This is a genomic window from Phascolarctobacterium sp. (assembly GCF_030531065.1).
Lineage (GTDB): Bacteria > Bacillota > Negativicutes > Acidaminococcales > Acidaminococcaceae > Phascolarctobacterium_A.
In genome coordinates this window covers 1-12029 of record NZ_JAUNOQ010000014.1, presented here as the reverse complement: position 1 = coordinate 12029, position 12029 = coordinate 1, and the positions used below count along the sequence as shown (strand labels likewise).

General features: G+C 53.0%; 6 protein-coding genes. 5 read left to right on the top strand and 1 reads right to left on the bottom strand.

Annotated features, from left to right (window positions below):
* Window positions 1-4 precede the first annotated feature (4 nt).
* A complete protein-coding gene (locus Q4E64_RS09210) occupies window positions 5-3718 on the bottom strand; it encodes an autotransporter domain-containing protein (protein ID WP_303167584.1) in 3714 nt (1237 codons plus the stop codon).
* 313 nt (window positions 3719-4031) lie between these two features.
* Here Q4E64_RS09210 and Q4E64_RS09205 point away from each other — a divergent pair, with 313 nt between their 5' ends.
* From Q4E64_RS09205 to Q4E64_RS09185, 5 genes are read left to right on the top strand one after another with little or no spacing between them, the layout of a single operon-like run.
* Complete coding sequence (locus Q4E64_RS09205) at window positions 4032-5696, top strand: ribonuclease J (RefSeq protein ID WP_303167583.1); 1665 nt, start codon at window positions 4032-4034, stop codon at window positions 5694-5696.
* A 30-nt stretch (window positions 5697-5726) separates the two neighbouring features.
* A complete protein-coding gene (locus tag Q4E64_RS09200; RefSeq protein WP_303167582.1) occupies window positions 5727-8324 on the top strand; it encodes a DNA translocase FtsK in 2598 nt (865 codons plus the stop codon).
* 17 nt (window positions 8325-8341) lie between these two features.
* Complete coding sequence (locus tag Q4E64_RS09195; protein ID WP_303167581.1) at window positions 8342-9109, top strand: helix-turn-helix domain-containing protein; 768 nt, start codon at window positions 8342-8344, stop codon at window positions 9107-9109.
* Between the two features lie 9 nt (window positions 9110-9118).
* Window positions 9119-10969, top strand: a complete 1851-nt coding sequence (locus Q4E64_RS09190; RefSeq protein WP_303167580.1) for a YgiQ family radical SAM protein — start codon at window positions 9119-9121, stop codon at window positions 10967-10969.
* Window positions 10970-10986: 17 nt separating this feature from the next.
* A complete protein-coding gene (locus Q4E64_RS09185; RefSeq protein ID WP_303167579.1) occupies window positions 10987-11979 on the top strand; it encodes an ABC transporter substrate-binding protein in 993 nt (330 codons plus the stop codon).
* Window positions 11980-12029 lie beyond the last annotated feature (50 nt).

Sequence of the window (12029 nt, the reverse complement as noted above, 5' to 3'; positions counted from 1 at the left end):
TACATTAGAATTTCCATTCCAAGCCTACGTTGCCGTAAATGCTGGAGCCGCCCTTGCGATACATTTCGCTGCCGAGGCTCAAGGTAACGTCCAGGTTTTTGGGCGTTTTAAAGGTTATCCCTGCCGCGAGGCTCATGCTGTCGCGTCCGTAATCAACCGCCGTATCGGAGATGGTGACACCCGCAAAGTCTGCCAGCTGGTAGCTGGTGCGTCCCTGATTATCTAAAAGCTCGTGATTCCACGCAACCGCCGCGTGCGCCTGCCATTGGGCACTGTCGTAACTGTCCAAAGCCTTGGGCCTGGTGGCAAGACGGTAGCCTAACTGGGTGCGCAGGGAATCATAAGTTTCGCCGGCTAGATGGGCGCGGATAGCGCCGCCGTTCTCATGCACGCTGGGCCGGTGCGCAAAGCTGTAATCAAGGGCGGCAAAGGGGCCGCTCTGCATTACGCCATGCTCTTTTTCTACTGCCGCGCCGATTTTCAGGCTGCCGCTGTAGCCGGTCCAGTCAGCGTCCGCAGTACCGGAATAGCTGCCGATACCGACGCGCCTGTGGCTGCGCATTTGCTCTACGCCTAGGCGGGCGCCGCCGAATAGCTGCCAGCCGTTCCACGCGGCGGGGGCGTACTGCGCCTGTGCGCCTAGGTACAGCCCTTCGCCTTTAACGCGGTTGCCAGCTTTGTTGACGTTTTGATGGTTTATGGCAGCGTGGTAGCCGTGCGTCAGACCGTTGGCCAAGGTGTGTTCCATCGTGCCGACAACGCCGCTGTCATGGCTTGCATAGCCGCGAGCGTCGTTGTGTTGGTCGGTGTAACTGTAAAACGGCGTTACGCTGCTGCGCCAACGGCCGTATGCTACGGGTTCCTTAGCAGCGCTTTCGTCGTGGTCAGGAACCTGCGGCTTTATGCTGCCGCTAATTACTAAGTCGTTCAGCAGATGATGGATATTGAGCGTAGCCTGTGCGCTGCTGTTGTAAATAGAAGGGTTTAGTTTGCCTAAAGCGGCGTTGACGTTTTGCCCGCTGCCGCTGAAATCGACGGCGGCGACTAATTTTTGCGCGTCCTTGCTCTTTACGTTACCTGCGTTCGCATCGAAGGCCTGCCCGATGCTGCGATTGACGCTGCCGACTGCATATTGGCTGTAAGCGTCGGCGTCGCGCCCGGCGGTGATAGTACTGCTTTGCCCATTGTGTTCCATGCTAAAGGAAAGCGTGGGGGAGATATTGGTTAAAGTATAGCTGGCGCTATTATTAACCTTACTTTTATCGCCGCCTTTGTTTTGCACAATGTCCGAGTCGTTAATCGTCATTGTGGCGTTATTGGCAAAATAGTCTTCGGCGGGCAGCAGGTTTACTTTGCCTTCAATTTTAGCATTGTCGCTGATAATGAGCTTATCCGCAGTACTGTCGGCTAAAAAGTGTACGCCAAGCGTGCCGCTGGAGCTTTGCGTATAATTGCCGTTGATGCTGACGTCCGTTACGCCGTCGCCATGGCCTAAAATAAAATTGCCGTTGTTGATGAACTCTCCTTTATTGGCGGAAGTTTCATCGCCCAGCGTATAAGCGCCTGCGCCACTAAGCGTTGCGTCCTTGTAGATGGTAACGGCATTGACGTTAGCCGCGCCGTTATATTCCAGCGCACCACCGACAACGTGCATATCGATGCCGCTGGCGCCGGTTATATCGCCGTCGTAGCGCAGGTTAAAGTCAGCGTCGGAGGTATAAGCTGTACTTCCGTCTTCCTTGAGAGAAAATTTTGCCGAACCGTCCGCGTTACTTTGCGCGCCAAAGGTTAAGGCTGTTATGCCGTGGTAGGGATCGTCGACAGGAATATGGGGTTTAAGAACCTCGCCACTGTTTTCGTTTTGGTAAATAATTTGGTTCGGGTTCCATTCGGAAATAATATCTCCCAATAAATAAGCGCCGTTCATGATATTGATATTCTTGACATAGGCGTTGGGCGAGATGTAAATGGCGGCCTGCTCGCCCGCCAGCGTGCCGTTGACGTTGAAGCTGGTAACAAGTTCGCCGTTGATGGCTTTGGGGCGATTTGAGATGTTGTACCACTCGTTATTATCTTCGTCGTAGGCTACGTCGATATAAGAGCCGCGATATTCGTAGATATCGCCCAGCTCGTTGTTGCCAAAGTCGAAGCGCGCGGCGACGCCGTCCTTGCCCATGGCCTGGATGGTATGCCCAGAAGCTAAAGTGATATTATGCTCTTTGCCATAGGCTACTAAAAGTCCGTTGCCGCCTTCGCCATTGGCGCTGATGTCGCTGGTAATAGTCAGCTTATTGTTTGCTCCGTCCATGCGGATACCGATACCGTAAGCGCCCGCAGCGTTTAAATCGGCGCTTTGGGTTACGTCTACATAGCTGCCGTAGACATGCAGGCCGATGCCGTGCGTTTGTGCGCTGTCAAAGCCGTTGGTATTATTAAAGGTGAAATACTTGTCGGCAGTGCCGCTATTATAAATGGATTTACCGAAATATTTTTTGCGGTCGATCTCAAAGCCTAAATCCTGTAAAAGAGCGATTTCCGCCTCCATAAAGGTGCACCAGTTGCGGTAGGCTTGGTGGCTCATGAGGCTGTTCTGCAATTCGATATGGGAGAATTCGGGATAACCGTTGGTGAAACCAGCATATCCTTCATATCCTTCAAAGCCGTTGATGGGCAGCCCTTCTACCGCCGGAACTTGCGAATCGTCGGGCCAGGCGATTTTTGCAATCTGCTCGTCAGTAGTAAGCGCGTCCAGCACATGCTCGCCGCTGAAATAAACGCCGCTGTTGGTTATGAAATAATCTTTATTGTTCGTGGCGTCATATACCGTGTCGCGCACTACATAGAATGTGTTTGGTTCTAACTTATCAGCTGTAAGCGTTTTTAATTCATCAGAAGTAATGGGTTTAATCGTTTTGCTCTGCAAAACGCTGTTAGCGTCGTAATAGCAGGAGGAATTACCGAAAACGTCCTTTAAGCCCAGCTCGTATTTGGTAAAAATAGTTGTGGAAGCGTCGCTTTCGTCGTTTTTTAAAATACTGCCGAAGGTCAGCTTGCCGTCATCGTCTTCGTTTACCACGGCAATAAGGCCTAAGGCGTGGAACATCTCGTGGGTAATAGTGCCGTAGTAATCGGAGTCGGTGCCGTTACCGGGAAGCACGGGGAATTTATCCACGTACCATTCGTTCGCATCGTTGAGAGTTATGTAAGCGGCAAATTCATCCTTTTCGAGGGTATATTTTCCTTGGTAAACTGCTGCCAGTAAGGTGTCGCTTGTTTGCAAAGGTTTGCCATTGGCGTCGTAGATAAGCCAGGCGCCGCTGTTAGCGCTGGCGTTGGCGTCCTTTTGCGGGTAGAGCGCCAGCTCCATATACAGCTCGTTCTTCGGCTGTTCCAACATATCGGTAAGATATTTCATGCCTGCGGCAATGTACTGCGGTTCGGTCCCTTTCCATAGGAAATCGCGGAAGGAGGAGGTTTTATATGAGCCGTCAGTATTTGTTTCGCCTGTGTAATAACCGCCTGGGTCGTTGGCGTTCGTATAAACGTCAAATTTAGCGAAGGGCGTGCCGTCGACGTCGATATTGATAATGTTCGTTTGATGCGGGCCGACAGGTGTGCCGTATTCGGGAAGCTCGTCAGCGTAAGCGCGGTAGGGCGGCAGCAGGTACAGGCAGCTCAGCAGTACGGCTGCCGTTAAAGAAGGTTTTATGTTGGGCATGGTCCAATCCTCCGATATATTACGTTAAGCGTTGATAAAGCAAGTACGTTTGTGTACATTCTACCATGATATCGTTTGCAAGAAAAGCGCCGCGTTAGGAAAACAGCGGCGACGCAAGAATAAATAAACAGGCGTTGACGTTAGCCGCTGCTCCGTCACTGATTTTTTACAAAATTAGATGCTGACTATTTGTCATAAGCCTGTCTTTAGTGTATAATATAAAAGAGAGTATGTGTGCGGACACAGTATCAATAATAAAAGTTCTACATTTGTACGGATATAATGCAAAACAAAACATGGAGGTGTATTTTTTTTGGGAAAATTTCAACACAAGGTTCAGATAATTCCTCTGGGCGGTTTGGGGGAAATTGGTAAAAACATGACCGTCTTTCGTTATGGCGACGATATGATTTTAATCGATGCAGGTTTAATGTTCCCTGAGGACGATATGCTGGGCATTGATTTGGTCATTCCAGATATTACATATTTATTGGAGAATAAAGATAAATTAAAGGGCATCTTTTTGACTCACGGGCATGAGGACCACATTGGCGCGTTGCCTTATGTCATGAAGCAAATTGACGTTCCCGTTTATGGTACCGCACTTACTCTTGGCATTTTACAGGGCCGTTTGAAGGAAAACGGCGTCGGCTCGGAAAATTTGCACACAATTAAACCCGGCGATAAGATTACGGCCGGGGCTTTTAAAATGGATTTTATCCGCGTCAACCACAGCATTCCCGACGCGGTAGCTATCGCTATCAATACTCCTATCGGTACGATTATTCATACCGGCGACTTTAAAATCGACCATACGCCTGTTGATGGGCAGGTAACTGAATTTAATAAATTTGCTGAATACGGCGACCGCGGCGTGCTGGCTTTGCTGGCCGACAGCACTAACGCCGAGCGCCCCGGCTTTACTCCCAGCGAAAAGATGGTGGGCAAAACCTTTGACGACGAATTCCGTTACGCTAAAAACCGCATTATCGTGGCGACGTTCTCGTCCAACGTACATCGCATCCAGCAGGTTATCGACGCGGCGATGAAATACGACCGCAAGGTAGCCGTTATCGGCCGCAGCATGGTCAACGTTGTGAGCATCGCCAAGGAACTGGGCTATTTGAAAGCTCCCGACGGCGAGATTATCGATATTGACGAAACTCATAACTATACTCCGGACAAGATTGTTATCATTACTACCGGCAGTCAGGGCGAGCCTATGAGCGCGTTGACCCGCATGGCTATGAGCGACCATAAAAAGGTGGACATCATGCCCGGCGATACGGTAATTATTTCCGCTACGCCGATTCCCGGTAACGAAAAGCTGGTTTCCCGCACTATCGACCATTTGTATAAGCTGGGCGCGGATGTAATCTACGAAAAGAGCAACGGCGTGCACGTTTCCGGTCACGCCAGTCAGGAAGAAATTAAGCTGATGCATAATTTGGTGCGCCCGAAATTCTTTATGCCGGTGCACGGCGAGTACCGCCATTTGATTAAGCATGCTAATTTAGCTAAGAGCCTGGGTATGCCCAAGGAAAATATCGTCATCGGCGAAAACGGCAGCGTTATCGAGCTGACGAAAAACAGTATCGCTATCACTGGCAAGGTGCCGTCCGGCAAGGTGCTGGTGGACGGCTTAGGCGTGGGCGACGTAGGCAATATCGTCCTGCGCGACCGCCGTCAGCTGTCCCAGGACGGTATTATGATTGTGGTAGTGACCATCGAGAAGGAAACTTGCCGCGTAGTTTCCGGCCCGGATATCGTTTCCCGCGGTTTTGTGTATGTGCGCGAGGCCGAAGGACTGATGGACGAGGCCCGCGATAAGGTGCAGCTGGCTTTGGAGCGCTGCGAGGAAAACGGCGTTTCCGAATGGTCGACTATTAAATCCACCGTGCGTGACAGCCTGGGGCGTTTTTTGTACGAAAGAACGCGCCGCCGTCCTATGATTTTACCTATTATCATGGAAATTTAAGCGCCGCCGGCAAGCTTGAGGAGATAAAAATTGGTTAGGGATAAAAGCAAACAGAAGCAAAAACAGAATACGGGTTCTGGCTCCGCCCTGTGGGCGGCAGGCTTCTTGCTGGCAGCGGGCGCTGCTTCGGCAGCAGCTTTTCTTGCCGGAACAGAAAACGGCATAGTGGGCTTCGCCGCCAAATTTCAGTCCTATCTTTTAGGCAGATGCGTCCTTTTATTGCCTGTCGGCTGCTTTTTGCTGTCCTGGAAATTATTTTGGGACGGTAAGATCCCCGTTTTTCACAAAAAAACACTGGGAATATTTTTGGTGATGCTGTGCCTTTTAGGCACAGCTCATCATGTTTTTATACCTGTAAACGAAGAGCTGACGCCCCATACGCTGCCGGAGGGCGGCGGACTGCTGGGCGGGTTGCTGGCCCTGGCGCTGCACCGCAGCGTGGGGGAGGGCGGCAGCTGGCTGGCGTTGGGAGCCGCGTGGTTGTTGGCTTTGTGCCTGTTGCTTCCTGTCGGCAGCATCTGGCAGGTTGTAAAGAGCTTGTCCGACAAGCAGGCTGACGCTTCCGACGCCGTGCCTGCACCGGAGCCTGAACAAAAGCCTGTGGAGCGCAAAAGTCGGAACATCTTTAAACGGCCCGCAGCTAAGGCGGAGGCCGGAGCGATCAATGGCAGCCCGATTCAAAACGTCTACCGCAGCGGCGAGTTTGGCACTTTCACAGACGGTATTGAAAAAAAATCCTCGTTTAAGCAGATATTGAGCTTTAACAGCAGCGTATACGAGCAGGAGCCTGTGAAGCAGGAGGTGGAGCAGGACCCGATCCAGGTGCCGGAATGGCAGACGGAGAAGAAGCCTGCCGTAGTGCTGCGCCCTATAATTAACTATGACGACGTGCCCGTGCCCATGCCGTCCCGCCGCTTTTTGGAGGATAGCGCGCCGGAGGCGGAGCCGTCGCGTTTTGCGGACCCCCAGCCGGAGCCGCGTTCCGTTATTCATAACGAATACCGCGAGCAGCTGGCGCAGAAGCCGCAGCCCTTACGTCCTGCGGAACGGCCTGCTTTACAGGAGGAACCGCGCCGCATAGAAATTTTTGACAGCGCGGAAAAAATTCACACGGAGCAGGCTAAGCCTGCGCCCGTAGCGCCGGACGCTGCAGCAAGGCAGGAGGAGGCTTCGCTGCAGGGTTCGGATTATATGCTGCCGCCGCTGGAGCTTTTGGATATGCCCAAGGCCAGCGATCCGGCTTCCTATCAGAAGGATATTATGGAGCAATGCGCCGTTTTGGAGCAGACGCTGGCTGACTTCCGCGTCCGCGCGAAGGTTATCGCCGTTACGCGCGGGCCGTCCGTTACGCGCTTTGAATTGGAGCCGGCTCCCGGCGTTAAGGTAAGCTCCGTCGTTAATCTGGCGGACGATATTGCCCTGCGTCTGGCCGCTCCCGGCGTGCGTATTGAAGCGCCCATTCCCGGCAAATCAGCCATCGGTATCGAAGCGCCCAATACGAAAAACGATACGGTATGCTTCCGCGAGGTGGTGGACGACGCGAAGGTGCGCAATATGTCTTCGCGGCTGTGCATCGGCTTGGGCAAGGATATCAGCGGCAATATTATTTCGGCGGATTTGTCCAAGATGCCCCATTTACTGGTGGCCGGTTCTACCGGTTCCGGCAAATCCGTGTGCATCAATACGATTATTACAGGCATTTTATATAAGGCCCGCCCGGATGAGGTCAAGCTGATTTTAGTGGATCCCAAGGTGGTGGAGCTGTCTAATTATAACGGCATTCCCCATTTGCTGACGCCTGTTGTAACGGAGCCGAAAAAGGCTGCCTCCGCCCTGCATTGGGCCGTAGCGGAAATGGAGCGGCGCTATAAGCTGTTCGCGGATAATCATGTGCGCGAAATTAACAGTTATAACGCGCAGGCACAGGAAAAAATGCCCTTTATCGTTATTATTATCGACGAGCTGTCCGATTTGATGATGGTGGCGAAGGTCGACGTGGAGGACGCTATCCTGCGTTTGGCGCAGAAGGCGCGCGCCGCCGGTATCCATTTGATTCTGGCTACGCAGCGTCCTTCTGTGGATGTTATTACGGGTATCGTAAAGGCTAATATTCCTTCGCGCATAGCGTTCGCTGTTTCCTCGCAGACCGATTCCCGCACCATTATCGATATGGGCGGTGCGGAAAAGCTGTTGGGCAAGGGCGATATGCTGTTTTATCCCATCGGCTTCAACAAGCCAGTGCGTGTGCAGGGCGCTTTTGTGACGGACGCCGAAATCAATAATATAGTGGACTTTATCGTTCAGCAGTCCATACCCGTTAATTACAGCGAGGAAGTGACCCAGCAGGAGCTGGAATGCGACGGCCGCAATGGCGGAGCGGAGGAAAATATGCCCTCCTCGCCTATGGAGGACGAGCTTTTTGAGGACGCTTTAAATTTGGTGCTGGATATGGGACAGGCGTCCAGCTCGATGCTGCAGCGGCGCTTCCGCATCGGCTATACCCGCGCCGCCCGTTTGGTGGATACTATGGAGGAGCTGGGCATTGTTGGCCAATCCGTGGGCAGCAAGCCACGCGAGGTTATTATGTCAAGGCAGGAGGCGGAGGAGCGCTTCCTGAAGCGTGAATAAAGGTGGAGGTACTGGCAATGGATACTGAAAAAACCGTTGGTGCGATTTTGCGGGAAGCACGTCTGGCCAAGGGCCTGTCCCTGGCCGAGGTAGAAAAGGGTACCAGCATCCGCAGCCGTTATCTGGAGGCTGTGGAAAAGGAGGAGTATGATAAAACTCCGGGCGAGGTGTTCCTGAAGGGCATTATTCGCAATTACGGTAATTATCTGGGACTGAACGGGCCGGAGCTGGTAGATATGTACAAGGCTGCGGCCGCCGGTGTGGCCAAGGATTCTGTGCGTAGCGCCGGTATCCGCGAGGTGGATAAGGTGCGCCTGAATATTCAGCTTAAGGAAAAAAGAGATATTGGCAGCGGTACCGGACGTGTGGAGCTGCCAAGCTTTTCGGTTCGGCAGTGTTTGGCAGGCTTAGCCGTAGTTGTGGTTTTGGCAGGCGGCTATTTTGCCGTACCCCAGGCGATAGATTATTTTAAAAACCGTCCGCAGAGCGTTCCGGCTGCGGAGGAGCAGAAGCCTGCTCCCGTAGCGACGACGTCCGCCGTATTGGATAAGGTAGTAGTGGAGATGGAGGCCAACGGCTCCTGCTGGCTGGAGGTCAACGCCGACGGCAAGGAAATTTTTGCCGGTATGCTGCAGCCTAAAGATAAAAAAAGCTATGAAGCCAAGGATAAGCTAATTATTAAATACGGCAATATCGGCGTCATGAGCGTAAAGGTCAACGGCGAGCCCGTGGATATGCAGGGCGAGCATGGCGTGGCCGTGAAAACCTATAACAGATTGAAGTAGGAGAATTTGATGAAGCAATTTTTACCAATTTCCAAGGAGGAAATTGTGGAGCGCGGTTGGGAGCAGCTGGACTTTTTGTTCGTCAGCGGCGACGCCTATGTGGATCACCCCTCCTTTGGCCCGGCGGTTATCTGCCGCGTACTGGAGGCGCAGGGCTACAAGGTGGCGCTTTTATGCCAGCCGCGTTGGGACAAACCTGAATATTTTGCTGCGCTGGGCAAGCCGCGTTTAGGCGTACTCATATCCGGCGGTAATCTGGATTCCATGCTGTGCCGCTATACGGCGGCCAAGAATGAGCGCAGCGTTGATAAATATACGGCGGGCGGCGCTGTAGGGCGACGTCCTGACCATGCTACGGCGGTTTACGCCCAAATGGTCAAAAAACTGTGGCCCGATCTGCCGGTGATTATCGGCGGCATCGAAGCCAGCCTGCGCCGTTTTGTGCATTATGACTATTGGGAAAACAGGCTGCTGCCTTCGATTCTGGAAAGTAGCGGCGCCGACCTCTTGGTTTACGGCATGGGCGAAAAGCAGGTGGTGGAAATAGCCGATTATTTAAGCGGCGGCGCCAGTATCGAGGATATGCGTTATATCCGCGGCACGGCCTACGCTGCCGATACCCTGCCGGAGGAGGAATACGTCAAGCTGCCGGGATGGAAGGCCATCAGGGATGATAAGCGCTTCTTCGCGCAGGCCTACCATTTGCAGAGCAGGGAACAGGACCCCTTTTACGGCAAGCCCGTAGTACAGCGGGGGCAGAATAAATATATTGTACAGAACCCTCCCGTTTATCCTCTTACCCAGGAGGAAATGGACGCTATTTACGATTTGGACTATATGCGCAGCTGGCACCCCAGCTACGACGCGCAGGGCGGCGTGGCGGCTTTGGAGGAGGTGCAGTTCAGCATCGTCAGCTGCCGCGGCTGCTTTGGCAGCTGCGCCTTTTGCGCCATTCACGCGCATCAGGGGCGCATTATTCAGGCGCGCAGTCATGAATCCATTCTGCGCGAGGCAAAAATTTTAACAAAGCTGCCGTGCTTTAAGGGATATATTCACGATGTGGGTGGCCCTACGGCCAACTTTCGGCATACCTCCTGCGCCAAGCAGTTGAAATACGGCGTGTGCCGCGACCGGCAATGCCTGTTTCCGTCGCCCTGTCCCAACATCGACGCTGATCACAGCGATTACATTGCTTTGCTGCGCAAGGTGCGCGCTTTGCCGGGCGTGAAAAAGGTCTTTATCCGCAGCGGCATTCGCTACGATTATTTGCTGGCGGATAAAAAGCAGGAGTTTTTGGACGAGCTGTGCCGCTATCATATCAGCGGCCTGTTGAAAATTGCTCCGGAGCATATTGCGCCGCCGGTGCTGCAGCGTATGGGCAAGCCGGGCAAAGAGGTTTATGTGAAGTTTATGCGCTTGTTTGCGCAGAAAAATAAGGAGCTGGGGCTACCGCAGTATTTGGTGCCTTACTTTATCAGCAGTCATCCGGGCTGCACGCTGAACAACGCTATCGAGCTGGCGGAGTTTCTGCGGGATATCAAGCACCAGCCGGAGCAGGTGCAGGATTTTATTCCCACGCCGGGCAGCGAGGCCACGGCCATGTATTATTCCGGTGTGGACCCCAAAAGCGGCCAAAGCGTTTTTGTAGCGCGCAATCCTCACGATAAGGCCATGCAGCGGGCGTTGATGCAGTATAAAGCGCCGCGCAACCGGCAGCTGGTGCTGGAGGCGCTGCAAAAGGCCGGGCGTTTAGATTTAATCGGCAGCGGGCCTAAATGCCTGCTGGCGGAAAAGCAGGAAAGCGGACGCCGCAGCGGTAAGCCTGCGGAAGCGGCGCGCAGGCCCAAAAGGCGCTTTTAGAGCGGAAAGGTTATATTATGTTACGTTGGCTGACGCTGGCGCTGCTGCTGGCCGCCATGAGCTTGCTCGCCGGCTGCGGCGATGAGCGGGAGGCTGCGCAGGCAGAGGAACAGCATATCTTAACAGTATATTCGGAGCTGGACCAAAAATTTACAGAGGATTTGCTGCGCAGCTTTAACGAAAGCAATGAGAAAAAAATTGTGGTTAAGGGTGTGTACGAGCTGAAGCAGGACGAGCCGCAGCCGGATATCGTACTGGCCGAGCAGCGCACCTTGAACAGGCTGAAGCTGAAGGGCATCTTGAAGCCCGTGGCCTTTGCCGCAGGCGACAGGCTGCCGCAAAAGCTGCGGGACGGCGATTTGTGCTGGTACGGCGTATTTTACGACCCGACGGTTTTTTTGGTCAATCAGCAGTTCGCCCGCGTCATAGGACAGCGCAGCCTGACCGGCTGGGTGGATTTGGAAAATAACGAGCGCTTGCGTATCGCGATGGAAAATCTGTCGGACAGCAGTAGCACCCAAAACTTTTTGGGCGCTTTTGCCGACGTTATGGGCGAGACGACCTCGCTGAATTATTTGTGGAATATCAATCGCTTTGTGGGGCAGTACGCTAAATTTCCCTTTACGCCGGTGCGCATGACGGCGGTTGGCGATGCGGATATAGCGATTACCAGACAGAGCTATGTTTTTAAATATCTGGAAAATAAATTTCCGGCTTATGTGGTACGGCCTAAGGAGGGCACGCCGGTCAATCTTTACTGCGTGGGGCTTTTTAAAAGTTGCGGTGAAGAGGTGCAGGCGCTGGCCTTTATGGAATGGCTGCTGGCTGACGAAAGGGTGCAGGCCGTTTCGCAGACCAATAATACGGGCTTCCTCTTTTTATTCCCGCGGGGTTTGGAGGGCGGCGCGGTCGATGCGTCCAAGCTGTGGCTGAACAAAAGCTATTTGCAGCCCGCCGCGCAGGAAGCTTTGACTAAGAAATGGCTGGAAAGAGTACGCTTTAGTAAGTAGTCCAGCGGTAATATGTCAAGCTAAAAATTAGTAAAAAGATGAAAGATTTT

Bases quoted from the DNA above. Each gene is read 5' to 3' on its own strand.
- Q4E64_RS09210 (WP_303167584.1), bottom strand. From the start codon at position 3,718: ATGCCCAACATAAAACCTTCTTTAACGGCAGCCGTACTGCTGAGCTGC.
- Q4E64_RS09195 (WP_303167581.1), top strand. From the start codon at position 8,342: ATGGATACTGAAAAAACCGTTGGTGCGATTTTGCGGGAAGCACGTCTG.
- Q4E64_RS09190 (WP_303167580.1), top strand. From the start codon at position 9,119: ATGAAGCAATTTTTACCAATTTCCAAGGAGGAAATTGTGGAGCGCGGT.
- Q4E64_RS09185 (WP_303167579.1), top strand. From the start codon at position 10,987: ATGTTACGTTGGCTGACGCTGGCGCTGCTGCTGGCCGCCATGAGCTTG.